The 25,675-nt window shown below is 67.0% G+C and carries 16 protein-coding genes, 1 tRNA gene and 1 CRISPR repeat array (1 of these 18 cut by a window edge); of the genes, 11 read left to right on the top strand and 6 right to left on the bottom strand.

Going from position 1 to position 25,675, the window contains the following annotated elements; all coding sequences use genetic code 11:
* Window positions 1-20: 20 nt before the first annotated feature.
* Window positions 21-764 carry a glycerophosphodiester phosphodiesterase family protein gene (locus tag V5F61_RS03020; protein ID WP_393987283.1) on the bottom strand — a complete coding sequence of 248 codons (744 nt, stop codon included), beginning with the start codon at window positions 762-764 and terminating at the stop codon, window positions 21-23.
* Window positions 765-787: 23 nt separating this feature from the next.
* The gene (locus V5F61_RS03025) at window positions 788-1,252 is read right to left on the bottom strand and encodes a RidA family protein (RefSeq protein ID WP_393987284.1); all 465 of its coding nucleotides are present in this window, start codon (window positions 1,250-1,252) and stop codon (window positions 788-790) included.
* A gap of 126 nt (window positions 1,253-1,378) precedes the next feature.
* Between V5F61_RS03025 and V5F61_RS03030 the strand changes: the two genes are divergently transcribed.
* From V5F61_RS03030 to V5F61_RS03065, 8 genes are all read left to right on the top strand, one after another.
* Entirely contained in the window at window positions 1,379-2,215 is an 837-nt protein-coding gene (locus V5F61_RS03030) for an EipB family protein (protein WP_393987285.1), read from the top strand.
* A 21-nt stretch (window positions 2,216-2,236) separates the two neighbouring features.
* Complete coding sequence (locus V5F61_RS03035; RefSeq protein WP_393987286.1) at window positions 2,237-2,539, top strand: acylphosphatase; 303 nt, start codon at window positions 2,237-2,239, stop codon at window positions 2,537-2,539.
* A 118-nt stretch (window positions 2,540-2,657) separates the two neighbouring features.
* A complete protein-coding gene (locus V5F61_RS03040) occupies window positions 2,658-4,199 on the top strand; it encodes a glycosyltransferase family 39 protein (protein ID WP_393987454.1) in 1,542 nt (513 codons plus the stop codon).
* Window positions 4,196-4,666 carry a GNAT family N-acetyltransferase gene (locus V5F61_RS03045; RefSeq protein WP_393987455.1) on the top strand — a complete coding sequence of 157 codons (471 nt, stop codon included), beginning with the start codon at window positions 4,196-4,198 and terminating at the stop codon, window positions 4,664-4,666. The genes V5F61_RS03040 and V5F61_RS03045 overlap by 4 nt, the downstream gene beginning before the upstream one ends.
* A 246-nt stretch (window positions 4,667-4,912) precedes the next feature.
* On the top strand, window positions 4,913-5,626 hold the full coding sequence (locus tag V5F61_RS03050) for a glutathione S-transferase N-terminal domain-containing protein (RefSeq protein WP_393987287.1): 714 nt from the start codon (window positions 4,913-4,915) through the stop codon (window positions 5,624-5,626).
* 129 nt (window positions 5,627-5,755) lie between these two features.
* Complete coding sequence (locus V5F61_RS03055; RefSeq protein ID WP_393987288.1) at window positions 5,756-7,885, top strand: tetratricopeptide repeat protein; 2,130 nt, start codon at window positions 5,756-5,758, stop codon at window positions 7,883-7,885.
* 216 nt (window positions 7,886-8,101) lie between these two features.
* A tRNA-Ser gene (locus V5F61_RS03060) sits at window positions 8,102-8,193 on the top strand.
* A 246-nt stretch (window positions 8,194-8,439) separates the two neighbouring features.
* Window positions 8,440-8,571, top strand: a complete 132-nt coding sequence (locus V5F61_RS03065; protein WP_394104001.1) for a hypothetical protein — start codon at window positions 8,440-8,442, stop codon at window positions 8,569-8,571.
* A 138-nt stretch (window positions 8,572-8,709) separates the two neighbouring features.
* Here V5F61_RS03065 and V5F61_RS03070 read toward each other — a convergent pair whose 3' ends face one another.
* Window positions 8,710-9,372, bottom strand: coding sequence for a class I SAM-dependent methyltransferase (locus V5F61_RS03070; RefSeq protein WP_393987290.1), 663 nt, complete (start codon window positions 9,370-9,372; stop codon window positions 8,710-8,712).
* Between the two features lie 458 nt (window positions 9,373-9,830).
* Between V5F61_RS03070 and V5F61_RS03075 the strand changes: the two genes are divergently transcribed.
* Window positions 9,831-11,519, top strand: coding sequence for a DUF262 domain-containing protein (locus tag V5F61_RS03075; protein ID WP_393987291.1), 1,689 nt, complete (start codon window positions 9,831-9,833; stop codon window positions 11,517-11,519).
* A 202-nt stretch (window positions 11,520-11,721) separates the two neighbouring features.
* Here the strand turns inward: V5F61_RS03075 and V5F61_RS03080 are convergent, their stop codons facing one another.
* A complete protein-coding gene (locus V5F61_RS03080) occupies window positions 11,722-13,533 on the bottom strand; it encodes a ShlB/FhaC/HecB family hemolysin secretion/activation protein (protein ID WP_393987292.1) in 1,812 nt (603 codons plus the stop codon).
* A 4-nt stretch (window positions 13,534-13,537) separates the two neighbouring features.
* Window positions 13,538-21,166, bottom strand: a complete 7,629-nt coding sequence (locus tag V5F61_RS03085) for an MBG domain-containing protein (RefSeq protein WP_394104008.1) — start codon at window positions 21,164-21,166, stop codon at window positions 13,538-13,540.
* On the opposite strand from V5F61_RS03085, the gene V5F61_RS03090 reads away from it, so the two are divergent.
* Both V5F61_RS03090 and V5F61_RS03095 read left to right on the top strand, forming a co-directional pair.
* Complete coding sequence (locus V5F61_RS03090) at window positions 21,087-21,371, top strand: hypothetical protein (RefSeq protein ID WP_394104009.1); 285 nt, start codon at window positions 21,087-21,089, stop codon at window positions 21,369-21,371. The genes V5F61_RS03085 and V5F61_RS03090 overlap by 80 nt on opposite strands.
* A 672-nt stretch (window positions 21,372-22,043) precedes the next feature.
* Entirely contained in the window at window positions 22,044-23,333 is a 1,290-nt protein-coding gene (locus tag V5F61_RS03095; RefSeq protein WP_393987294.1) for an RsmB/NOP family class I SAM-dependent RNA methyltransferase, read from the top strand.
* A 52-nt stretch (window positions 23,334-23,385) separates the two neighbouring features.
* On the opposite strand, the gene V5F61_RS03100 is transcribed toward V5F61_RS03095, so the two are convergent.
* Window positions 23,386-25,413, bottom strand: coding sequence for a YgiQ family radical SAM protein (locus V5F61_RS03100; protein ID WP_393987295.1), 2,028 nt, complete (start codon window positions 25,411-25,413; stop codon window positions 23,386-23,388).
* A gap of 131 nt (window positions 25,414-25,544) precedes the next feature.
* Window positions 25,545-25,675: a CRISPR direct-repeat array (repeat unit 32 nt); it runs 1,641 nt beyond the window's last position.

The following is a 25,675-nucleotide window of genomic DNA, read 5'->3' on the forward strand; positions in this document are numbered from 1 at the left end:
ACCCCTTCGCCGCCCGCGGATCAGGGGCGAAAGCCCTCGAAGATCATCTGGTCCGCGAAGCGGGCGGCGCGGGCGCGGTCGGCCGCGGTGCGCACGGTCCAGGTGAGGAGCGGCAGGCCCAGCCGCCGGGCGATGCGCGGGCCGAGGGCGTCGAGATCGGCCACCCGGTAGGCCACGAACTGGAAGCGCGACTGCGGCCAGTGGAGCAGGTGGCCGAGGGCGAAGCGCTGGAGCGCGTCGAGCGGATGCTCGTCCTCTCCCTCGTAGTTCCGCTCCGCCACGATGCCGCGCGGTACCGCGGGCGCCTCCCGGCGCACCACGGCCAGCAGCCGCGGATCAAATGACATGAGCGCCGCCGGCCCGCCATAGGTGGCGACGCGCGCCGCGGCGCGGGTGGCAAGGGAGATGGCCGGCGCGTGCGCGCTCTTCAGTTCGATGACCAGGGGCACCCGCCCGTCCACGCGCTCGAGCAGGTCGTCGAGGCGCATCATGTGGTCGCCGGTGGCCCGGAATGGCAGGGCCTGGAGCTGCGCCGCGGTGAGGGCCTGCAGCGGGCCTTCGGCGGTGGTGAGGCGCTGCAGCGTCGAATCGTGGAACACCATGGGCACGCCGTCGGCGGAAAGCTGGAGGTCCACCTCGATGGCGAACCCCGCCCGCACGGCCGCATCCACCGCCGATGGCATGTTCTCCACAATGCCGGAGCCGGCATCGTGGAGGCCCCGGTGGGCGACCGGCCGCGCGGTGAGCCAGGACAGGTCGCCCATGGGGCGGTTCCGGCGGGGCCTGCTCAGGCGACCTCGATCACCGCTTCCACTTCGACGGCCGCATCGAACGGCAGGGCGGCGATGCCCACGGCGGAGCGGGCGTGGCGGCCCTTGTCGCCCAGCGCCGCGACCAGCAGGTCGGAGCAGCCGTTGACCACCTTGGGCTGGTCCACGAAATCCGGCGTCGAGTTCACGAACGCGACCAGCTTCACCACCCGCACCACCTTGTCGAGGTCACCGATGGTGGCCTTGGTCTGTGCCAGCAGGTTGATGGCGCACAGGCGCGCGGCATCCTGGCCGGTGGCGATCTCCACGCCGCCGCCGAGCTTGCCGGTGATGATCTTGCCGGCAGCGTCGATGGAGACCTGGCCGGAGATGAACAGCAGGTTGCCGGTGCGCACCACGGGCACGTAATTTGCGAGCGGCGGGTTGGGCGTGGGCAGGGTGATGCCGAGTTCGGCGAGCTTGCTTTCGACGGAAGAGGTCATGGTAAGTCCTTGTGGGTTCCTGCCACACGGTGTGCGCAATTGGGCCTTCCTCTTCGCTGAAGGCGGGGCGGGACGCAAGCGCGCCGAGCGGCGGGCCTGGCGGCGGCGAGGTGAGGAGAGGCGGGCATGAGGCTTCCATCGATCATGGTCGCGTTCCTGGGCGCATGCGGGCAGCTCGCCCTGGCGGCGGCCTTCTGCGGGCCGGCGGCGGCCTTCGCCCTGCTGCCCCACCGCGCCAGCTACACGCTCACCCTCGATGGCTCGCGCCCTACCGGCCAGCTCGAGGACATGAGCGGGCGCATCGATTACCAGATGACCGGCGATGCCTGCGCCGGCTACAGCACCCTCACCCGCCAGGCAAGCGAGAGCCGCGGCGGGCAGGCCGGGCCGATGACCCAGACCGTCACCTCCAAGTCGTGGGAGGCGGGCACCGGCGAATCCTACCGCTTCGAGAGCACGAGCGAGACCGGCGACGACACCACTGAGGTGGAGGCGACCGTCACCCGCGAGGGGACGGACCGGCTGAACGTGGCCGTGACCAAGCCCGATGACCGCGCCTTCACCCTCGACGGCATTATCTTGATGCCGACCCAGCACGTGCTGAAGGTGCTCGCCGCCGCGGCGGCCGGGGAGGGCACCCTCGCCGCCAAGGTCTATGACGGCTCCAGCGACCCGCAGAAGGTTTATGACACGTTGGCGGTTATCGGCCGCGCGCGCAGCGGCGGCGCCCGCCTCGCCCCGGCAGCGGAGGCGGCGCTTGCCGGGCATCTCTCCTACCCGGTGGCCGTCAGCTACTACGACCGCGGCGCCATCGACGAGGCGCCCGCCTATGTGATGAGCTTCACGCTCTACGACAACGGCGTCGTGGGCGACCTGCGGATCGATTACGGCCGCTTCGCGCTGATCGGCAGCATGTCCTCGTTCGAGGCGCTGCCGGCGGGCGCGGCGGCCTGCGAGCGCTGAGCGGGACGGCGGAGGAAGGCCATGACGGAAGCCTTGCGCGTGGTGCACATCACCCTGCGGGGCCGGGTGCAGGGGGTCGGCTACCGAGCCTGGTGCGCCTACGAGGCACAGGTGCGCGGCCTGAGGGGCTGGGTGCGCAATCGCGCCAACGGCGCGGTGGAGGCGGTGGTGGCCGGCGACGAAGCGCTGGTGGCCGCCATGGTGGATGCCTGCCGCGCGGGGCCGCCCGGCGCGCGGGTGGACGACCTGCTCATCCACGAGGCGTCCGAAGCCGCGCTGGCCGCCGGAGACGGGGAGACCTTCGTGATCCTCGACACCCTGTGACCCGTTTGCACCACCTTGGCCGCGATGCATCATGGCGGCCGGTGCCTCGGTGGCGCCGCGGGCCCAATGCTGTTTATAGAAGCGAGGCCGCCGTGTCCTGGAGTGCGTCAGTCTCGTGATGGAAAATCAAGCACGTGCCCCCGGCGCGGGGACCCTGGACGAGCGTCCCGCTGGCAACGCGGGCGAGCTGCCGTTCTGGGCGCGGCCGAAGAGCGTTCTCATCATCGTCGGCATCTGGTGCGTGCTCCACGCCATCATCGGCGCCTTCCTCGAATCGGCCATCAATGTCGACGACGCCATCGAGAGCTACCTCGTCCAGTCACTTGAGCTGACTTACGTTCCACGCAACCCGCCGTTCTTCGACTGGCTGCTCTACGGCCTTCAGGTCATCGTGGGGCCGGGGCGGCTGGGCTTCGCCATCCTGCGCTATGCGCTGCTGTTCGCGTGCGCGGCGCTGGTCTATCGCGTGGCGCAGCGGATCATCCGCGATCCGCGCCTGCAGGCGGCCGCGGTGTATTCGCTCTCGGCGCTGTGGGTGGTCGGCTACCATAGCCACCGCATCCTCACCCATTCCAACGTGATGATCGTCGCCATCGCCGGGGCGATGCTCACGCTCATCGCCATCGCGCGGCGGCCGAGCACGCAGCTTTACGCCGGCCTGGGCGCCTGGATCGCGGTGGGGCTTCTGGGCAAGTTCGGCTTCGCGGCCTTCCTCGGCGTGCTGGTGGTCTCCTGCCTGCTGGAGCCCACCTACCGCCGCGCGGTGCTCGACAGGCGCATTCTCGTCACCGCCCTGGTGGCGGCCGGGCCGCTCGCGGTCTACGGCCTTGCCCTGCACGTGCTCGGGCAGGACGTGGTGGAGGCCACCGCCCAGACCATCGGCGCCACCAATTTCGCCTGGGACGACGTGGTGCAGAGCTATGTGGTGGCGCTGGTGGGCTATGCGCTGCCCTTCATCGCCCTCGCGGCCCTGATCTTCCTGCCCTGGAACCGGGGGGAGGGTGCATGCGTCGGCATGGACGGGCACCGCGATGCCGCCCGCCGGGTGCTGCGCAACGTCATCATCATCGGCCTGCTGGTCACGCTCGTTTCGGTGGTCGCGGTGGGCACCACGAACCTGCGCGACCGCTACTTCCATGTCTTCCTGCTGCTGCTGCCGGTCTATGTCTTCGCCGAGCTGGAGCGCATGGGCGGATGGCGGCAGCGGGTGGCGGCCTATCTCGGCATCCTGCTCGCGATCGCGGTGGGGGTGCTGGTGGTGCGGGTGGCCATCCCCCTGTGGCCGGACCCGCGCCTGTGCGGGCGCTGCGTCGCCGCCGAGCCGCTGCACCGGCTGGCGCCTACCGTGATGCAGGCGCTCGGCCCCGCCCCGACCCTGGTGGCCGATGACCGCACCTCGGCCGGCCGGCTGCGCGCCGCCATTCCCGATGCCCGCGTGGTGGTGGTGGGCGAATCCCAGTATCGGCCGCCGGCGCGGCCTGCCAGCGGCTGCGCGCGCATCACCGGCATCGCCAACGGCCTGCCGTTCCGCCTTTTGCCGCCGCCGGGCCGCAACACCGTCGAAATGTCCGTGAAGTGGTCTTCGCCCCTGATGAATCCTCATCGCTGGAGTGACTGGCAGTTCACGCCGCTACCTCCGGATGATCCCCTGTGCCGATAAGACTGCATCCCGACGGACTGATCTTCCGCCTCGCCCGCGAGCAGGATCTGCCGGCGGTGATCGCCCTGTTTGCCGCCGACGACGTGGGCGGCCACGGCGACACCACTGACCCGGAAGCCTATGGCGCCTATCTGGAGGCGTTCCGCGCCATCAGCGCCAACCCTTCCACCCGGCTCTACGTGGCGGAATTCCAGGAACGGGTGGTGGGCACGTTCGAGCTGGTCTTCATTCGTGCCCTGCCGGGGCGAGGCGCGTCGCGCGCCCTTATCGAGGGGGTGCAGGTGGTGCCGGACCTGCGGGGCAAGACCCTCGGCACCCGCATGGTGCGCCACGCCATGGCCGAGGCGCGCGCCGCCGGCGCGGCGACGCTGGCCCTCACCTCCAACAAGCGGCGGGTGGATGCCCATCGCTTCTACGAGAAGCTGGGCTTCGCGCCTTCGCACCTCGGCTTCAAGATCGACCTCTGAGGGCGGGCGGGTCCTGCCGGCGGCCCATCTGCGTGCAACCGGGCTCCTCTTGCCGATTTCGTGCGGTATGGTTAGGTCTTAACCATGCGCCGCCGGCAGGATGGAAAGCCGGAACCGGGGGCGCAGGTCCCGATTTGAAGGATCGAGACGCAGCCGGCGAGGCGGCGGCTTCCGCCCGATCGCCGTCGGATCACGTCCCTCGGCCGCGATGACCGGTCGGAACGACAGAGTTTCGGGGAGCGAATCGTGGCACAGGTCCAGACCCAGCCCATCGAGTTCCATTACTGGCCCACGCCCAACGGCTGGAAAATCTCCATCATGCTGGAGGAGTGCGGGCTGCCTTACGAGGTGCGGCTCGTCAACATCGGCAAGGGCGACCAGTTCAAGCCCGAGTTCCTGGCCATTTCGCCCAACAACAAGATGCCGGCGATCGTCGACCCGCAGGGGCCGGACGGGCAGCCCATCTCGGTGTTCGAATCGGGCGCGATCCTCCAGTATCTCGGTCGCAAAACCGGCCTCTTCTACCCCGCCGACGAGCGCGCACGTGTGGAAGTGGACCAGTGGCTGTTCTGGCAGATGGGCGGCCTCGGCCCCATGGCGGGCCAGGCGCACCATTTCCGCATCTACGCCCCCGAGAAGATTCCCTATGCCATCGAGCGCTACACCCATGAGGTGCACCGGCTCTACGGCGTCATGAACACCCGCCTCAAGGACCGGGATTTCCTGGCCGGCGCCTATTCCATCGCCGACATCGCCTGCGTGGGCTGGGCCAAGCTGTGGGAGCGGCAGGGCCAGAACATCGAGGAATTCCCTTATTTCAAGGCTTGGCTTGCACGCGTGCTGGAGCGCCCGGCGGTGCAGCGCGGGCTCTCCCTGAGCGCCGAGGAGCGCGGCAGCTTCGACCTCTCCAAGGACAAGGACGCCCAGGCGGTCCTGTTCGGCCAGCGCGCCCGCGGCTGAGGCCGCTCCCGCCGGGGCCGGTTGCATCCCGCTGCCGCTCGCGCCGGAGCGCGGGCCGATTGCGTTTCCATCCAGCCGGAAGGTGCTCTAAGACAGTCGCGCACACGCACCGCCTGGAGCCGCCGAGCCATGTCAACCGATGCACGCGCTGCCTTCAGCCGGGCGACTGAGCTGCATCGCCAGGGCAAGCTGGACGAGGCCATAGAGATTTACCGCCGGCTCGCGAAAGCGACCCCGGCGTTCGAGGTGCAGCGGCTCCTGGTGTTTGCCCTGCTGCAGACGCGTCGCTTCAAGGATGCGCTGGCGGCGGCGCGCCGCGCGTGCGAGGCCTTTCCCGCCCTCGCCGGGGCCCATGTGCTCCTGGGTGCCGCCTTCCAGGCGAGCCGAACCTGGGACAAGGCTCTCGTGGCCTACGAGGCCGCCGCCACGCTGGATCCCGCCCTCGCGGAGGCCCAATATCTCGCGGGCAATGTGCTGGTGGCTCTGGGCCGCGACGCGGAGGCGGTGACCCGCTTCGATGCCGTGTTGGCGCTCGATCCGCGCGCGGCTGAGGCGCTCGCCAACCGTGCCGCCGCCCTCGCGCGTGAGGGGCACCTCCATGACGCGCTGCGCGACTGCGAGGCGTTGACAGCCATGCAGCCGTGGGAACCGCGCCATTGGCTTATGCGCGCCGGTACCCTGCTTGAGCTCGGCCGCCTCGACGAAGCGGGAGCGATGGCCGCGGAGGCCCTCCGCCTCGATCCCGGCTCGGCCGATGCCCATTTCCTGCGCGGACAGATCTGCCTTGGCCTCGCTGACCTGGTGGCGGCCCGCGCCGCCTTCGGCGCGGCGCTGGCGGCTGCGCCCGATCGCGTTTCCCTGGCGGCCCATCTCGCGCGGGCGCTGCGTCAGCAGGGAGAGCCGGAGGAAGCGCTGGCGGTGTGCGACACCGCCCTGGCGCGTGATCCCGCCTGCGCCGCTGTGATACAGGAGCGCGCCGAAGTGCGGCGCGCCCTGGGTGACCTTTCCGCCGCGCTGGCGGATGCTGAAGCCGCTACGGCCCTCGATCCCGCCATGGCTGCGGCCCATGTGACGGTCGCACTGCTGAAGCTCGATCTTGGCGATACCGAAGGCGCCGCCGCTGCCCGCGCTGCCGCTCTGGCTGCGGATGCGGACTTCCCGCCCGCCCGCTACCTCGCCGGTGCGGAGCATCTCGCCCACGGGCGGTGGGCCGAGGGCTGGGCGCTCTACGAGGCGCGCGCCGGGCTGCTGCCTCCGATCCATCCGCTGCCGCCGTTCCGGCGCTGGGATGGGAAGGAGCCGGTGGAGGAGCTGGTCGTGCTCGGCGAGCGGGGCATGGATGATCTCCTCCACTTCGGGCGGCTGCTGCGCGTGCTGGCGGATCGGGGGCTGCGCGTCCGTCTTCTCACGCAGGCGGGGCATGTGCCACTGCTGGCGCGGATCGATGCGCGGGTGCGGGTGGTGAGCGATCTCCATGGGCTCGATTCCGCCCGGCCGGGCCTGCGCTGGGTGCCGCTCGCGAGCCTGCCCGGCCTGCTGGCGCCCGATCCGGCGCAATGGCCGCAGGCGCCTTATCTCACCGCTGATCCGGAGCGGGTGGGGCGCTGGCGCACATGGCGTCTCGCGGAGCCGCCGGCCCCGCCGGAGCCCGAGCCGGCGGAGGCGGACGCCCTCGCGCCGCAGGAGCCGGAGGGCACGCCCCCGCCACCGGGAGAGGCCTCCGCCGTGGCCGAGGGCGAGCCGGTCCCTGAGGAGCCGCCCGCGCCCCGGCCGCCGCGCCTGCGCATCGGCATCGCCTGGCAGGACGATTCCCAGCCCGCCGCCGACCCCGGCCGCGCGCTTCCGCTCTCCGCCTTTGCGCCCCTGGCGGCGCTGGAGGATGTGGAACTGGTGAGCCTGCAGGGGGGAGCGGCCGAGGAACAGCTCGATGCGGTGCCCTTCGGCGCCGGCGTCGTCCGTCTCGCAGCCGACAGGGACGCGGACGGCACCTTCGTGGACACCGCCGGCATCCTGCAGCACCTCGACCTCGTGGTGAGCGGTGACAGCGCTCTCGCTCACCTGGCCGGCGCCCGCGGGCGCGCCGCTTTCCTCGCTCTGCGGGCGGTGCCCGACTGGCGCTGGGGCCGCGCGGGAGAGCGCGCCGCTCTTTATCCGAGTCTCCGGCTGTTCCGTCAGCGCCGGCCAGGCGAGTGGGACGAGGTCTTTGCCCGCATCACCGGGGCGGTGGAAGACCTGCTGCGGACGAAAGAGGCGCCGTGAGCCCCTGGGGCCGCTGATCCCCGCGCATCGGCCGCCGTGCAACGTGTTGATCGTCTCCGGCTTGCGCAGTTGCCAATGGATACGCGGAGGCGCACCCCGAGGCCTGTGGGACCGGCCGTGCGCCGGGAGCGGGCAGGGCGGGAACTACGGTTTCGCTGGAAAACGCACTCTGCCGCCTTGCAAAGCCGTCTTTGGTTCGGCATAGGAGTGCGAGCGGGAGACGTGGCCGAGAGGCTGAAGGCACTCGTTTGCTAAATGAGCAGACCCCCAAAAGGGTCTCGAGGGTTCGAATCCCTCCGTCTCCGCCACTATCTAACTTATTGATTTTATTGTCGATTTTTCTGTGTCACGGGGCCTGTTCGACATGCCGCCCGACACATATTGGTAACCTCTGGCGCCGTGGGTCGACATGGACTTTTCAGTTCCATGTTCCATCTTGATTCGTGCCCCAATGGGCAGGGCGCCATCCCCATCCCATTAGGCCCGATCGACGCTCTGGAAGCGCGCGCGGTGCCTGTATCCTATCTGGCAGGGCTATGGAGCTGGTTCAGGCCGTGGACGACGGTGACATCATGCGGTTCAGTTTGGCGGCTCTGGCTGATGAGATCGCAGCCCTGAAAAAGCAGGAGATGAGGGAGAAGCTGAAGTCGATCCAGCCCCCATCGCTGCCCGGTGCAAGGCGTTGAGCCTCCGACGAATCCAGCGCGGTTCATCTTCACGTTGGCTGCATGGATCGGGCGCTGAGCCTCGGTGATGCTGGTGCAGATTTTGCCGGCGTCGCCCAGGCCAGCGCCAGCATCGAGCACTCTACAATTGCAGATGAATTACTTAGAATTCAAACGAAATCCAATATCAAAATATCCGAAAGGATGAAGAGCGAAATGAGTGACGGGAAACCCATTCGCAGCAATGACTTCCGTCACCGCTTTGTGTACTCCATACGGAATAGCCTCAAGGGCGCTCCAAACAACGAAATCATTGCAAATGATGTATCCGCCTGGCTTGACCTTGCGCAGCGCGACAGCTAGGTCCTTGCTGACCATATCGTAACCGTGTCCGGCGTCGATATATGCAAAATCAAAATAATTGTCGTCGAACTCCGCGAGCAATTCCCAGGACAAGCCCTTGCGCGCTTCGACCGTGCCGACCTCCAGTTCTTTGGCCACGTGCTCGCTCTGGAACGGCGTATAGTTGATATCCAGGAGATATAGCTTTCTTGGCTGTGCGAGGTCTATCAGCGTCCGCGCGAAACGGCCCGTCTGTGTACCCACTTCAACGCCGATCCCCCCTTTGGGCAGGTCGGCAATGATATCTCCGCGGCTGGGAAACACGCGACACCCGGCCAACAGCGCATGGGGGATGGCCGGGGCCGCCCCGTTGATGAGAAAAAGAGGCTCCAAGCCTGTCGCTTGCATGTAGACGCGCAACGTGTTCTGAAACACCTTCAGGGCGGCGTAGACATCCTGCCGCAGCTCTCGCTCGTTCATACCTTGCCTCCGCTCTGCACTGGCCCAATCCTACGTCGGCAAGGCCCCTCGGGCGCCCATGAAGCCGGTGGACGTGCAACTCCATTCCTTGGGATGAACTAGCTCCTGCAAACCTCTTGATGCAAGGTCAATTTAACCACTACTGCGCTCGGACCTGTTCAACGAGAACTGGAAGAAGAAATGTCTCAGCCGATGTCGAAAAGGGCACGGCGGACATCGCGGGTTGAGGTGGCGATGCGGCCTCGCGGGCATGGGCAAGACTGTCCCGGCCGGCGCGCTTGGCGTTGCCCCCAAGTTCTATCCAGCGTTGAGTTTGTTCTGGCGGTTGGGTTTGGGCTTGTCAGCCGCGGGTGGAAGGTGGCGGCGAAGGCGGAGGGGGTCTGCAAGTCGAGGGCTGAATGCGGTTGACAGGGGCAGGGGCGACTTGCACGTTCCTGCCAGGTTGCAGGGAGCTGATCGTGGCGAAAAAAATTAACGGCGCAGAATATCCTCTTTCTAAAATTTTCTCGTCCGATTTTGAGTACGTCATCCCTTCCTACCAACGGCCCTATGCTTGGACCATCGATCAGGCCGGCGAGCTTTTCGATGACCTTATTGCTTTCTTCCAGGCAGAGCAGGAGGAGGGCTATTTCCTCGGCAGTATCGTGCTGATCAAGTCCGAGGACAGCGCTTATGCGCAGGTGATCGACGGACAGCAGCGCCTGACGACACTTACCATCCTGCTCGCGGCGATGGCTTGCGCGAATAATGGCGAGGACAGGGAAGAGCTGCGTTCCTACATCCTCGAGCCGGGTAAAAAGATGGAAGGGATTCTACCGAAGCCCCGACTGTCGCTGCGCGAGCGCGATAAAGAATTTTTCGCAAAATACATCCAAGGCTTGCAGTTGGCAGCACTGATCGAGCTCGATCCGTCGTCGCTGGACAACGAATCTCAGGTCAACATTCGTGCAAATGCCAGGCATTTCGTCCAGGCAGTCGCCGACGCCCTGCCGACACCGGAGAAGCTGAGGGCCTTTGCCGCCTTTTTGCTCACGAGATGCTATCTCGTGGCTGTTTCGACGGCGAGCCAGGAATCGGCCTTTCGCGTATTTTCGGTGATGAACAGCCGAGGCCTCGATCTTCAGCCGACTGACATTATCAAGGCCGATACGATCGGGAAGCTGAAGAGCGAAGGCGATCGCAAAATCTATAACGATAAATGGGAGCAGATGGAGGTTGCGCTTACACGCGACGGCTTCCGCGACCTCTTCACCTACATTCGGATGATATACGCTAAGGAAAAGCCGAAACGGATACTGCTTGAGGAGTTCAGAACTCACGTTCTTCCGAAAAATCCGGATCCGAAAATATTCATCGACGACGTTCTCGATCCCTTTTCCGATGCCTTGGGTGCGATCCGAAACGCGTCTTATTCAGCGACATCTCATGCGGAGACTGTCAATTATTATATCAGGTGGCTTCAGAGAATCGACAATTCTGACTGGATTCCGCCAGCTGTGCTTTACCTCAAAGAGCAGAAGAACAAGCCAGAGCGGGTGGCGCGCTTCTTCGAGCTGCTCGAGCGCCTTGCTGCCTATATGCACATCTGTCGCTGGAACGTGAACGACCGCATCGAGGCCTATGCGAAACTGATCGACGATATACAGTCGGGTGCCGAGCCTGACGATATGACGCAATTCGAATTCACGCATGAGGATCACGAAGCGTTTCGCGATGCGCTGGATGGGAACATCTATGAACTGACGCCGCGCCGGCGCAACTATTTGATCTTGCGGCTCGATTCCTTCATCTCGGACGGCGCTGCAAGCTACGACCCCTCGGCCCTGACGATCGAGCACGTGCTGCCGCAGACGGTGCCGCCGAATAGCGAATGGACGAGGTGGTGGCCGGACGCCGCTGAGCGCAAGGTGTGGGTGCATAAGCTCGCAAATCTAGTACCGCTGAATAAGAAAAAGAATTCATCTGCGCAGAATTACGAGTTCGAGCAGAAGTGCAGCATATATTTTTCCGGCTCAAAAAATGTTTCTTCATATGCATTAGCCAGTCAGGTGATGGCGCAGAAGGAGTGGACGCCGGATATAGTTGGGGCGCGTCAGCAGAAACTTCTCGAAATATTGTGCGATAACTGGCGTATTCAATCTGCTTAGTGCGAGTGGGGCTGGTCTGCGTCGGGAATGGCAGAAACGTCCCAGTTGCTGCCCTTCGATCGCGCATGACAGCGATGATGGCACACGCCAGCGCATCGGACCGCGCCGAGGGCCGCTGGCGGTCGGCAGAGACCGATCCGGAAGGCGCGGTCCCCCCCCCGGACGGCACCTCGAGCGGTGCTATGCCTTCCGCCGCTCGTCTTCAATAGCTGGCGTAGAGCCGCGCCTGGAAGGTGAAGTCGCCGGCCTGGGTATAGGTGGCGTCGGTGAGGGCGACGCCGCCGACGAGGGTGGCGGTGAAATTGCGGCCCAGCGTGTAGTCCACGCCAAGGCCGATGCCCGCCAGCGAATAGTCGTTCTGCGCCACCGGCCCGAGCACGCCCTCATAGCTATAGGTCCGGCCCCAGCCGACGTCCACGAAGGCAAAGGGGGACGCCTGGTCGGTGACCCCAGGCACGCCCATGGCCGAAAGGAGGGCGAAGGTGGGGGTGCGCAGCTCGTTGCGCCACACCAGGCCGGTATCCACCGTGGCGTCGTCCAGGGTGTAGCCGCGTGTCGCGTAAAGGCCGCCGAGGCTCAGCTGCTCGGTGTCCGGCAAGGGCTGGCCCGCAGCCGTCCCGAAGAGGTCGCTCACCCAGCTGAAGCCGGCCGGCAGCCGTGTCGCCCGGTTGAGGTCGCCCGTGCCGTAGACATAGGTCACGTCGGTGACGCGCCCGCCGCTGTAGATGCTCCAGCGCGCGCTGGTGTTGCCGCCGATCACGCCACCCGGATTGCCGATGAGCTTGAGGTCGAGGCTCGTGGTGCCGTAGGGGTCCGAACGGGAGATGGACCAGCCGGCGATCAGCTCGAAAAGATCCGCGTTCGCCCCGCCGATGTCTTCGCCCGTGAAATAGCTGGTGCGCGACACCGTCTTGCCGGTGGCGCCAAGGATCAGGTCGCCGGCATAGAGGCCGGGTGCGAGATTGGAGATCGCGGTACGGTAATAGACCGGGATTTCCAGTGTGGTGTTGTCATAGGCGAAGAGGCCGGCGGCGCCGTTTTGGCGGGTGGCCACATAGTTGGGAACGATCTCGATGCCCTGGCGCGCCCCGGTGGAGACGACGAAGCGCGCGGCCTGGCTGTAATAGCTCGGCTGTTCCGGCCCCGTGCCCACCGCGGCGGGATCGCTCCAGAAATTGGGGCTGCCGGTGACCTGATAGGACAGGAAGCTCTCCGGCACGCCGAACACTGCGGCGCCGAAGCCCGCATAATAGCGATCGAAGCCGGTGGTGTGGGTGCCGGTGTTGGACCAGCCGGCGAACACCTGCCACGGCTTCTGCGGCGTCACCTCCAGGGTGAGGGTCGAGAGGCCCAGCTCATCGCCCGGCGCGAAGACGCCGTTGACCGAACGATAGGGATAGCGGTTGAGCCAGGCGAGGTCTTCCTCCAGGGCGTCGGCGGCGATGCGCTGGCCCGGTGCCGCGCGCACGCGGCCCGCGAGGCCGGCCTCGGTGCCGGGCTCCGCGCCCGACACCTTCACCGCGCCCGTGCGGAACTCCACCACTCGCAGCGTGAGGACGCCCCCGGTGACCTCCTGAGGCGGCAGGGTGACGGAGACGAAGGGATAGCCGGCGGCCCGGTAGACCTTGGCGATGGCTGCCTGGATGTCGGAGATGCGCTTGCGCGACAGGGGCTGGCCAAGGAAAGGAGAGAGCGCCTGCTGGAGGGCAGCGCGGTCCACCTCGCCGATGGCGCCGATGCGGATGCCCTGGCCCGCATTGCGGGCGACGCTCTCCTTCGGCCCGATGAGGCTGATGCCGGAGAGGGTGACACCGAGGGAGGTGTCGTCGGGGCTGCCGCCAAGATCTTTCGGCCCGATGACGAGGCGCCCCTGGCCGGACATCACCGGCGGCAGATTGCGCTCCACCGGCGCGATCACCTGCGCGAGCGCCGGCGCGCCGCTCAGGGACATGCCGCCGAGCGCCAGTATGCCGAGGGAGCCGAGCTTCTTCGCCCTGCGTGCTGAAATGGCCATCGCCTCAACGCCCCCCGAAGCGCAGCCAGGGACCGGTCGGCAGATTGTCCGGCACCGGCGCGAGGGTGCATGGAGCGCCCGATGAGGAACCGCCACACGCGGCCAACTGCTGCTCCTCCGGCTGTGTGTGGTCCAGGAAGAAGACCAGGTCCCGGGTGTCGAGCGTTTCCACATACTGGTCGGGCGCGCTCGTCTCCACGAAATCCGGCCGGGCCTGCGCCGGCGTGCTGGTGCCGACCACCGTCAGGATGCCGGGTACATAGGCCAAGGCATAGTTTGCGGACGCAGAAAGGCTACCCTGCAGGATGGGGTAGCGCCCGGCCGCGGAATTGCCGTTCGCAGGGCTTGCGAGAGCGCCGGTGAGCATATCGCCATTGACGAGGCCAAGACCGCCCAGACTGTAGGTGAAGACCGGGTTCTCCGCACCCACGCGCCGGCTCTGGCTGTCGGCGGTCACCACCAGCGGGCGCGTGCCGACCGCCACCGTTGCCCCTGCATAGGTCAGCGCATAATTGTCCGAGGCCGCGAGCGTGCCCTGGGTGATGGCATAGGCCCCCACGTTCGCGGCGGACGAGGCCGCCGTCGCCAGAGCCCCGGAGAGGGTATCGCCGTTCACGAGGCCAGCGCCGCCAACGGTGTAGGTCAACTCCGGCAGCACGTTGCCATAGACCATGCTCTGCACGTCGGCCGCGATGGTGACGGGACGCGGCGTGATGGTGACAGTCGTGCCCACATAGCTCAGCGCATAATTGGCCGAGGCCGCGAGCGAGCCCTGGGTGATGGCATAGGTCCCCACGTTCGCGGCGGACGAGGCGGCGGTCTCCAGCGTTCCGGAAAGCGTATCGCCGTTTACGAGGCCCGCGCCGCCAACCACATAGGTCAGCACCGGCACAGCATCGCCATAGATCATCGCCTTGGCGTCGGCGGCGACGATGATTGGCCGAGGCGTAACAGCGATGTTCGCACCGACATAGGTCAGCGCATAATTGGCCGAGGCCGCGAGCGTGCCCCGGGTGATCGCGTAAGTGCCGACCCCCGATGCGGACGAGGCGCTGCTGGCGAGCGCCCCAGTCAGGATGTCGCCGCCATACAGCGTCCCGCTGGTGAGCCCGTAGGTGAGTGTCGGAACCGTGTCGCCATAGCGCATGGTCTGGGCGTGCGCCGTCACCGTGATCGCCGCCGGAGAGACTGTCAGCGTGCCCGGTGCGTAAGCGATGCTGTAGTTGGCGGAGGTCAGGCCCGAGGCGATGATGGAATAACCGCCCGCATTCACCGCCCCTTGGGACGTGCCGCCGTAGGCGAGCGTGCCGCCGAGGCTCGCCGCCGTGTCGCTTCCCACGAAGCCGCTGTAGGTCACGCCGTTCCCGCCGGAATAAGCCGCGCCATCATAGGCCTTGGTGTCGTCGCTGGCGGTCACGGTGAGTGCCGCCTTGGTGACGAGCAGCGCGCCGGAGACGAAGGAGATGTCGTAGCCGAACTGGCTCGAATACAGGCCCGAGAGCTTCAGATCCGCGCCGGAATAGGTGCCCACATCGGCGCTGGAGGCGGTGTAGGCGGCTGTGCCGGAAACAAGGGCGGCCGTATAGCCTGGCGGGTTGTAGACCAGCGTGCCCACATCCGTCGAGACGGCGGAGCCGTCATAGGTCTTTGTGCCGGAACCGCCGGTTATCGTCAGTCCGGTCATGAAGCCGCGCAGCAGCGGCGCGGTGAATCCCTCATAGATGCGCCACACCGTTCCCGTGCCGCCCGCGTCGTCCACATTCCAGCCGGCGGCGGCGAAGGCGGCGAGAGAGGTCATCTCAGTGGAGGCGAGGCCGGTGACGCCGGTGGCAGAGCCCACCCCCACGCCGAGGCCGGTGCCCGAGGCGGTGGTGTCCCAGAAGCTCGCGGTGACCGTGCCGGAATTGTTGCCGATGAGGCCGCCATAGGGCGCGGCGTCGGACGGCAGGGCGCCGGTGGCATAGCTGTTCGCCACCGTGCCGCTGTTCACGCCCGCGAGGCCGCCGGAGGTGGCGCCGCCAATGATGGCGCCGGTGGCATAGCTGTTGGTGATGCTGGCCGAGTTGACGCCCACCAAACCGCCGGCGGTGCCGGTGATGCCGAAGCCCGCCGTAACCGTGCCCGTGGCGAAGGAGCCGCTGATGGTCCCGGCGGAATTGTAGCCCACGAGGCCGCCGGAACGGCCGTCCGCGCCCACGGTCACCGCGCCCTGTGCATAGGAGCTGCTCACCGTGCCGCTATTGGTGCCGACGAGGCCGCCCGCGGCGCTGGCATCGGCGGTGGTCACCGTCGCCGAGGAGGACGAGCCGGTGATGGTGCCGGTGTTGGTGCCGGCGACGCCGCCCAGCGACCCGGTGCTTGCCGCGCCCGTATTGCCCACTGTGCCGGAGGTGATGACATTGCTGAGGGTGCCCGCATTGGCGCCGACGAGCAGGCCCGCATTGAGGCCGGCCACCGAGCCGGAGAGCGTCAGATTGCTCACGCTGCCGCCCACGCCGATGACGCCGAACAGGCCCGCCGAAAGGGTCGGCCGATTGACCAGGAGGCCGCTGATGGTATGGCCAGCGCCGGCGAGACTGCCGGTGAAGGCGGTGGTCGCAGAGCCGATGGAGCGGAAGCCGGCGCCGGAATTCCAGCCCGAGGTTCCGCTGGCATCGATGTCCGCCGCCAGGATGAAGTTCTGCGTCAGCAGGCTGGTGGAGGCGAGGCCCTGCAGACCGTACACGTCCACGATCTGGTACGGCGTCGCCGAGGTGCCGTCGCCCCCCGTGGCCCGCAGGAAGGTGGCGTTGGTGCCCAGGACGAAATTGGCGGCGCTGAACGAGGCCAGCGTCGCGGAGACCTGACGCCACGTGCCGGCGCCCAGATTGAATGCGCCGACGTTCACCGCCCCCAGCGCGGTGGCGGTGCCGGTCGTGGAAATGACCAGGTTTCCCGTGCCCACATTGACGGCGCCACCGAACGTAATGTTGCCGCCACTCGTGGTGATCCCGTAAAGGATGCCCGCAGACCCGTTGATGTCTCCATCCACCGTCACATTGCCGCCGCCCGAGGCGTTGAGGCGCAACGTGTACGCGCCCGTCCAGGACACGGAATCGGCAACATGGAGATCTCCGGCCGCGGCGAGCGCCAGGCTTCCCGAGACGGTGAAAGCACCACCGCTGTCGAGCGAGAGCAGACCGGACGAACTCAGATTGCCGTCGATGGTGTAATTTGCGGTGCTCGCATCGAGATAGACGCCATAGCCGGCCGTCGTGGTCAGTGGCGCAAACGTTGCCGCATTCAGGAACGAGAGGTCCGTGTCCGCATAGGAACCGCGCGCCGCAATGTATTGCGTCAATGTGGCGGAAAGGGCGGTCTCGTCGGTGATGACGTGCGCCGCGCCGGCATACAGGGCGGCGTTCTGGATGCCATTGGTGCCGACCACGTCGGATATGGCCGCGCCCTTGGCGCTGCCGTTGTCGAGATAGGTCAGCACGCTGCCGGAGGTAAGCGCCGAGGCCGGCGCGAGGATGTAGTAATAGCCATTCGCGCCCGACCCGGCGCTGCCCAAGGCGTTTCCGCCGGACACCGCCGTCACCGTTGATCCCGCCAGCACGGTTGTGCCTGCGTCACTATAGGCAACGCCGGAAATGGCCACCGGCGTCGTGGGATAGCGCCAGGTGAAATAGGGGTAGAGGTTCGTTCCGGTTCCCCAGACGGACGCGGAGAAACCGGCTGGCAGGCGGCCCTGCAACTGGGCGGTGGTGAGGCCGGTGATTGAGCCAGTGCCACCTGCGATGCCAGTCGCCTGGCCACTGGTCTGCATGTCCCAGTAGGTATGGGTGATGGCGGAGCCGGAATTGTTATTATAGCCGGCGAAGCCGCCGACTCCCGAGGAGCCGGTCACATATCCCGTCGAATAGGCGCTGGTGATCGTGCCGTTGACGAAGTTCACGCCCACGAACCCGCCGACGTTCGCGGCCGTTCCAAGCCCGATCACGCGGCCGGTGGCATAGGAATCGGTGATCGTCCCCTCATTGTGGCCCACGAAGCCGCCGATCGGGCCTGAGCTGCCGGTGACCGTTCCCGTCGCGTAGGATTGCGAGATGGTGCCGCCATCACCGGAATAGCCGTTGGCGCCCACGAGGCCGCCGATATAGCCATAGCCGTCGCCTGTGGCCGTGCCCGTGACGGTGCCGGTAGCATAGGACTGGGTGATGCTGCCGTCATTGCTGAGATAGCCCACGAGGCCGCCGATTTGGTATCCGGCGCCGGTCACGCTGCCGCTTGCCGACGATCCGCTGACGGTGCCGCCATTGACGGCGCCGATGAGGCCGCCGGTATTGGCTTCGGTCGTGCTCTGGCCGGACACCGTCGCGCTGGCCGAGGCGGCGGACACCGAGCCGCCCAGCATGTAGCCGATGAGCGTTCCCACGTCGTCATTGCCGGTGATGCTGCCGCCAGAGAGCGTCACGTTGCTGATGGTGGCGCCGCTCGTGTAGCCGAACAGGCCGACATAATCGGTGCCGCCGCGATTGATGGCGAGGCCGGTGATGGTGTGCCCCAGGCCATTGAAGCCGCCCGTGAAACGCGTGCTGCTGTCGCCCAGCGGCACGAAGCCAGACGCCCCCCAGAGCCCGCCATAATAGCCATTGCTGCCCACGGCGAGGGCGCTTGTCATGTTCAAATTGGCGCCCAGCGTGTAGCCGGCGCCAAGGTCCAGCGACATGAGTTGCAACGCCGCCGGGGTGGCGATCACCGTTGAATATTCACTGCGCAGCATGGGCCGCGTCTCGCCTTCGATCATCACCCAGGTGTTGGTGAAATCGAAACCGGTGTAGCTGCTCTGCGAACGCGGCGCGCCGGAGATGTCGAGGACATTGCTCGACACCAGGGATCCGCCGCCTACGATGTTTCCGACCACGGACGACTGTCCCGTGGAATGTGAATCCCAATAGGCATTGGTCAGGGTGATGGTGCTGCCAAGCACATGGCCGATCAGCCCCCCGACGTCGCTTGAACCCGTGACCTGGCCGCTGGCATAGACATTGGTCATCGTCAGCGCATACGACACAAAGCCGATCAACCCTCCGACGTAGTCCCCGCCGCTGACTGCACCCGTCGAATAGCTGTCCGAGATCGTCGTGATCCCCTCGATATCCCCCACGAGGCCACCAAAGGCATAACCCGAAGAGGTCGACGCCACCGAGGCCGACGAGGAAATATTCGACAGGGTCGACTGGCTGATTACACCCCCAACACCCCCGCCGACCCGAAGTGCGGCGACGCTTCCGGAAACATGAATGTTGCTCAGGGTCGACGAGATACCCTGGCCAACCACGGCGCCAACAATTTCGTAACCGGTGATGTTGACGTTGGACAGGGTAAAATCCCGCAGGACCGCATTGCTGTTCGTCGCGCTGAACAACCCGACATTGCCCGACGTGGAACGATTGATGGTCAGGCTGTCGATGAAATGCCCGAGGCCGGTAAAGGTCCCCGTGAACGGCGTTGCAAGCGTGCCCAGCGGAGCAAAGCCCGCGCCGCTGTTCCAACTGGTGGTCGCCGAGGCGTCGATGTCGTTCCCCAACGCGTAATAGCCGGACGTGCCAACCGCCTGTAGGCCGGCGACGTCATGGATCAGCGTGTAGGACTGGCCACCGATGGCGAGCGAGGCACCACTGTCCGGCAAGGACACCCGCGCGCCGTTGGTGAGGGCATAACTGGTACCATAGGCAAGTCCGAGCAACGCATCAGCGCCGCTGAGCGTCACATCCTTGCTGATCGTCAGCGCCCCCGCCGCCGACAGCGTGTAAAACGCATTGGCGGAGGCGTTCGACAGGACGCCGTTGATTGTCAGATCACCGGACGTGGTGGAGATCTGCAGCGAGCCATTGCTGGTGATCGGCCCCGACACCGTCAGGGACTGGCCATTGGTGAAGGCAAACGACCCGGCCGCGCTCGACGCGCCAAGAGTCCCCACCAGATTGCCGCTATGCGTCAGCGAAACCGAACCGCCATTGGCCGCCGTTGCCGTCAGCATCCCCACCTGGATGACCGAGCCGCCGGACTGGTTGATGCCGCCGGAGCCCGCGCTGAGGACGAGCGCGCTCCCGGCATTGCTGCCGGTGATGTTGGCGTTGATGAAGATGCCGCCCGTGCTCGCATCGGCAAGCAAGGTGAGTGTCCTGGCCGTCGACCAGAAGACATCCGCATCGACGCTGATGTTGCCTGCCTCCGAGCCTGCCCCATTCGTCGTGATGGTAACGTTGGTTTGGGAAAGATAATCATTCAAGGTCGTGTTGCGAATATTCGCACCACTGGCCTGCGGACTTACGACCCAGGAAGACGACCCTACATCGACCTGGATTAGGTTGCTGCTCGATGATGAGATGGTCACATTGTAGGGGTCGATGAGCCAGGTGCCGGTGGTACCCTGCTCGGAGAGCGTCGAAACAATCAGGTTGTCGCCCAGAAGCAGGTTATGGCCCGAGGTCTCCACCTGCCCGCCCGCGGCCGTGCCGGCACCGGTCGCCGAAATGCGGCCGTTGAACGTGGTCGTATCATCGGCCCACACCACCACCCGGCCGCCCGCCCCCGCCGTGCCGTCGGCGCGGATCGTCGCGCCAGCCTCCACCGTCGTGGTCTGCGCGGTGGCCACGTCCTCGGCGAGATATTTGGTGGTGGCGTCATAGCCGCCCTGATAGTCGCCACCCACCAGCACGAGGCCGCCGGTCGTGCCCGAGGCGTCGAGGTTCGCGCCGGAGGCGAGCGTGATGTTCCGGCCCGTCACCACGATGGTGCCGCCCGCGTCGCCCTCGCCCGCCACGTCCAGAGGGGCTGACACCTTTGCCGTACCGCCGGAAACCCGGATCTGGCCGCCCTTCGCCTTGCCGTTGGACGCTGCTGCCCGCGCCGCAACTTTCTGGCTGACATTGACCGTGCCGCCGTCGCCCGCGGTCAGGAAGATACGTCCGCCCCTGTTGGCGACGCCGGTCGCCTTGGTGATGCTGCCCGTGTTGCCGGCCAGCGCATAGACATTGCCGCCGTTGGCCTTCAGCTCCACTTCCGCCGCCTTGATGACGCCGGATGTCTTGGCCTTGGTGTCGGCGCCGCCCACCTTCACCACGAACTTGCCGTCGGAGAGGGCGGCGTCGCGCACCAGCACCTCATAGCCCGCCGCGAGGCCCACCGTGCCATTGGGTGCGGTGATGGTGCCGGCGTTTTCGACCTCGCGGGCGATCAGCGCCACGTCGCCGCCCAGCGCGCCGATGGTGCCGTAATTGATCACGCTCGCGGGGCTCGATCCGCGGAAGGTCATGGTTCCGCCGGCGTTGAACGCGGCGTTGGAGACGTCATGGGTGGAGGCGACAAAGCTGCCGCCGGTGGTCACCTGCCCGGTGGGGCCGACGGTGATGCCGTTGGGATTGACGAGATAAAGGCTGCCGGAGGCGGAAAGGCTGCCGTCGATCTGGGAGGGGGAAAGGCCGGTGACGCGGTTGAGGGTGGCGCCGGTGCCGTTCTCGAAGCGCACGTCGGTGCCCGCGCCGAGGGAGAAGGAGCCCCAGTTGATGATGGCGTTGCGCGACGACTGGGTGATGAGGAGACTTCCGGCAGAGGGCGACGAGATTGCCGCGCGGCCGGAAACCACCGAGCCGCCGCTGGGGAGAACACTCTGCGCGAAGGCGTGGGGCGCTGCGACAGCCAGGGCCGAACCCGACAGCAGCGCCAGGGTTCGACGGCGGATCACGCGCGCCGGGCTCGGCGCGAAAACGGTGGTGCCCGCCATCTCAAGCCTCGTGCCGCTTCGCCCACGGGCTGCGGGCCGTGATGCTGGGGTTTCGTCCGGCAGGTGAGGCAGGTGACGCCACAGGGCGGATGCGCGCGCCAAAAACGCAAAACGGCGTCGCCGAGTTGTCGCGAGGGCGCGACATGCCCGACTGCCGGCTTCCCCTGCCGAGCATCCTGTCCCCCGTTCGTGCACCATCCCCTGGACGGTATTCTTTTATATCCTAGCCCAGCAGATTCGGAGAGGCCATTTCCCAGGGCGTGTGGAGGTACTTCCCACGGTTGAGCAGGCGGAATTCTCCATCCGGCACCTTCGGGGACGCATGGCGGACCGGCCGCAGCCGGGGCGGATCATGCGACAGCGCGGGGCGGAGGAGGGGAGCGCTTGAACTGTTTTGCGTCCGCACGTTCTGGCGGGGCCATCAAGGCCATGGCGGAAGGCCCGCCAGGGAGCGCGGTGGGACGTCGGCGGAGCGCCCGCCGCCTGTGCACCCTACCGCCCAAGGTGGCCGGCACCGCGCGCGAAGCCACCGATGTCCCTTGCCGACGCCTCGCGGGCTTCCTCCACCGTGCGGATTGGATGGGTGAGCTTCCACATGGCGGCACCCTGCAAGGGAGAACCTGGGCCGACTGCGCGCAATGGTCAAAAGCCGCGCTGTCCTCTATGGTGCCGCCCCTTTTCCCAGCCTGATCGCCTCCCCGTGAACCCTGCCGCGCGCCTGCAAGCCCTTCTCGATCTGATGCATGAAGTCGACAGCGTGGCCCGCCCCGCTGATGCTGTCGTGTCGGCGTGGTTCCGGGCCCGCCGCTATCTCAGCGAGACGGATCGTGGCCGTATTTCCGATCTGCTCTACGCGCTGCTGCGGCACCACGCGCGGCTGGGCTGGTGGCTGGCGCGGCACGGCCGCCCGGATACGCCGCGCAACCGGCTGCTGGCGTGGCTCGTGCTCGATTGGGGCAAGGCGCCGGATCAGGTGCAGGGCTTGTTCAACGGTGGAAAATTCGCGCCTGCCGTCCTGAAGGACCACGAGCGCGCGCTGCTGGTGAAGCTGCAGGGCTGCGCCATCGACCACCCGGCGATGCCGGACGACGTGCGTTTCGAGTGTCCATCCTGGGCTGCTGAGCCCTTGCGGCGCCGTTTCCAGGATTCCTTCGGGCTTGAGATGGCTGGGCTTCTGACGCCGGCCCCGCTCGATCTGCGCGTCAACCCGATCAAGGCCACGCGCGAGGCCATGCTGCAGGCGCTGCGGGACCTTGGCCTGAAGGCCGAGGTGTCGTCCATGGCGCCCTATGGCATTCGCGTGAATGAGCGCCCCTCGCTGGCGCGCCTGACCATGCTCAAAAGCGGGGAGGTCGAGATCCAGGACGAGGGCTCGCAGCTCGTCGCCATGGTGGTGGACGCGCGGCCGGGCGAGCGGGTGGTGGATTTCTGCGCCGGAGCCGGCGGCAAAACCCTGGCCATCGCCGCGCAGATGGCGAACAAGGGCCATGTGATCGCCTGCGATGTCCTCGCCACGCGCTTGAAGCGCGCCGCCGAACGCTTCCGGCGGGCGGGGCTCCACAATATCGAGACCAGGCCCCTGGCCAGCGAGACGGACCGCTGGGTGAAGCGCCACAAGGGGGGCTTCGATCGGGTGCTGGTGGATGCGCCCTGCAGCGGCACCGGCACCTGGCGGCGCAATCCCGACGCGCGCTGGCGCGTGCTGGGACCGGGACTTGAAAACCTCCTGCCGCTTCAGGCCCGCATTCTTGCGAGCGCGGCGCGGCTCGTGAAGCCCGGCGGGCGGCTGGTCTATGCCACCTGCTCCATGCTGGCCGAAGAGAACGAGGAGCAGGTGGCGGCGTTCCTCGCGGCGCACCCCGCTTTCCATGTGGTGCCGCTCAGCGAGGTCGCGCCGCAGCTCACGGGGTCGGCGCATCCGGACTATCTGGCGCTGACGCCCGCGCGGCATGACACGGATGGCTTCTTCGCCGCCGTCATGCAGCGCGACGCCGCGCCGGCGGCCGAGGAGACGCCCTCGGCCGCGTAAGTCCTGGCGCGGGGTTCTCTGCGCGGAGCCGGGTGGAGGCCGCGCGGCCCGCTCACTTTTTCAGGGGCACGCCCTTCGTCGTGAAGCGCTGCGTCCCGCCCGTGCGGCGCACGGGGCGCGGCGTGCCGGCGGCCTTGCCGGTGCCGGGCGGCTGGTGCGCCGGCACGAGCTGGTCGGGGCGCGGGCCGATGAGGTCGGCGCGGCCCATCTGCTTCAGGGCCTCGCGCAGCAGTGGCCAGTTGTCGGGGTCATGGTAGCGCAGGAACGCCTTGTGCAGCCGGCGCTGCCGCAGCCCCTTCGCCGTCACCACCCTGTCGCTCGCCCCATGCCGCACGCCGCGCAGCGGATTGACGCCGGTGTGGTACATGGTGGTGGCCGTGGCCATGGGAGAGGGCAGGAAGGTCTGCACCTGATCGGCGCGGTAGCGGTTCTTCTTGAGCCAGAGCGCGAGGTTCATCATGTCCTCGTCGGTCGTGCCCGGGTGCGCGGCGATGAAATACGGAATGAGATAGTATTTCTTGCCTGCCTGCTTCACCGCCGCGTCGAACATCTCCTTGAAGCGATCGTAGGTGCCGATGCCCGGCTTCATCATCTTGTCGAGCGGGCCGCGCTCGGTGTGTTCGGGCGCGATCTTCAGGTAGCCGCCCACGTGATGGGTCACCAGCTCCTTGATGTATTCGGGGCTCTTCACCGCGAGATCGTAGCGCACGCCGGAGGCGACCATCACCTTCTTGACGCCCTCCACCTCGCGCACCTTGCGATAGAGCCGGATCAGGTCGTCGTGGGAGGTGTTCAGGTTTGGGCAGATGTCGGGGAAGACGCAGGACGGCCGCCGGCACGCGGCTTCGATCTTGGGGTCCTTGCATGCCATCCGGTACATGTTGGCGGTGGGCCCGCCGATGTCCGAGATCACCCCCGTGAAGCCCGGCGTCTTGTCCCGGATCAGCTCGATCTCGCGCAGGATCGATCCTTCCGAGCGGTTCTGGATGATGCGCCCCTCGTGCTCGGTGATGGAGCAGAAGGTGCAGCCGCCGAAGCAGCCGCGCATGATGGTCACCGAGAACTTGATCATGTCCCAGGCGGGGATCTTCGCCTCGCCGTAGGAAGGGTGCGGCGCGCGGGCGTAGGGCAGGTCGTAGACCGAATCCATCTCCGGGCTGGTCAGCGGGATGGGCGGCGGGTTCAGCCACAGGTCGCGGTCGCCGTGGCGCTGGACCAGCGGGCGGGCGTTGCCGGGGTTGCTCTCGCGGTGCAGCACGCGCGAGGCGCGGGCATAGGCCTCAGGATCCTGCTCCACCTGCTCGTAGGCCGGCAGCCGGATCACGACATCGCCGGGGCGGCGGGCCGCGCCCTCATCGGCGGCGTCGAGATCGTCGGCGTGGAGCTCCGTGTAATGCTCCGGCACCCGGCGGAACAGTGCGACGCCGCGGATGGAATCGAGATCGCGCGGCGGTTCGCCGGCGGCGATCCGGTTCGCCACCTCGATGATGGCGCGCTCGGCATTGCCGTAGACCAGCAGGTCCGCCTTGGCGTCCGCCAGGATGGAGCGGCGCACCTTGTCGGACCAGTAGTCGTAATGGGCGATGCGCCGCAGCGAGGCCTCGATGCCGCCGAGCACGATCGGCACGTCCTTGAACGCCTCGCGGCAGCGCTGCGTGTAGACGATGGTGGAGCGGTCCGGCCGCCGGCCGCCTTCCCCGTCGGGCGTGTAGGCGTCGTCATGGCGCAGCCGGCGGTCCGCCGTGTAGCGGTTGACCATGGAGTCCAGGTTGCCGCCGGTGACGCCGAAGAACAGCTTCGGCCGGCCCAGCACCTTGAACGGCTCGGCCGACTGCCAATCGGGCTGCGCGATGATGCCGACCCGAAAGCCCTGGGCTTCCAGCAGCCGGCCGATGATGGCCATGCCGAAGCTGGGATGATCCACATAGGCGTCGCCCGTCACCAGCACGATGTCGCACGCGTCCCAGCCGAGCGCCGTCATCTCGGCGCGGCTCATGGGCAGGAACGGCGCCGCCTTGCCGGAAGGGGGCCGGCGGCAGGGCAGGGAATTCAAGGGTTTTTCGGTGGCTGGGGCATCCATGGGCTCCACGCATAAGACCCCACTGCGGCAAATTCAACTCAACGGGCCCCGGCCGTGGACACATGCCCTCGGCCATGGCGGGACGGCGGCAGTGACGGAGGAGCCCCCCGAAAGGCGGGCAAGAGAGCGGGGCTTCCATCTACACCTCCGCACGGGAGGCGACTTCGTGGCCTGGAACGGCGATGGCGAGATCATCGTGTTTCGATCCACGCCTCCGCGTGGGAGGCGACAAAACGGGTGGTCCATCCTGCGCGACCACATG

The organism is Xanthobacter sediminis, from assembly GCF_043195015.1.
Taxonomy (GTDB): Bacteria; Pseudomonadota; Alphaproteobacteria; order Rhizobiales; family Xanthobacteraceae; genus Xanthobacter.

What these genes read in the sequence shown, in the direction of transcription:
- V5F61_RS03090 (WP_394104009.1), top strand. Translation starts at nt 21,087, where the DNA reads ATGATGGCGTTGCGCGACGACTGGGTGATGAGGAGACTTCCGGCAGAG.
- V5F61_RS03025 (WP_393987284.1), bottom strand. Translation starts at nt 1,252, where the DNA reads ATGACCTCTTCCGTCGAAAGCAAGCTCGCCGAACTCGGCATCACCCTG.
- V5F61_RS03020 (WP_393987283.1), bottom strand. Translation starts at nt 764, where the DNA reads ATGGGCGACCTGTCCTGGCTCACCGCGCGGCCGGTCGCCCACCGGGGC.
- V5F61_RS03080 (WP_393987292.1), bottom strand. Translation starts at nt 13,533, where the DNA reads ATGGCCATTTCAGCACGCAGGGCGAAGAAGCTCGGCTCCCTCGGCATA.
- V5F61_RS03095 (WP_393987294.1), top strand. Translation starts at nt 22,044, where the DNA reads ATGCATGAAGTCGACAGCGTGGCCCGCCCCGCTGATGCTGTCGTGTCG.
- V5F61_RS03030 (WP_393987285.1), top strand. Translation starts at nt 1,379, where the DNA reads ATGAGGCTTCCATCGATCATGGTCGCGTTCCTGGGCGCATGCGGGCAG.
- V5F61_RS03100 (WP_393987295.1), bottom strand. Translation starts at nt 25,413, where the DNA reads ATGGATGCCCCAGCCACCGAAAAACCCTTGAATTCCCTGCCCTGCCGC.
- V5F61_RS03035 (WP_393987286.1), top strand. Translation starts at nt 2,237, where the DNA reads ATGACGGAAGCCTTGCGCGTGGTGCACATCACCCTGCGGGGCCGGGTG.
- V5F61_RS03040 (WP_393987454.1), top strand. Translation starts at nt 2,658, where the DNA reads ATGGAAAATCAAGCACGTGCCCCCGGCGCGGGGACCCTGGACGAGCGT.
- V5F61_RS03070 (WP_393987290.1), bottom strand. Translation starts at nt 9,372, where the DNA reads ATGAACGAGCGAGAGCTGCGGCAGGATGTCTACGCCGCCCTGAAGGTG.
- V5F61_RS03055 (WP_393987288.1), top strand. Translation starts at nt 5,756, where the DNA reads ATGTCAACCGATGCACGCGCTGCCTTCAGCCGGGCGACTGAGCTGCAT.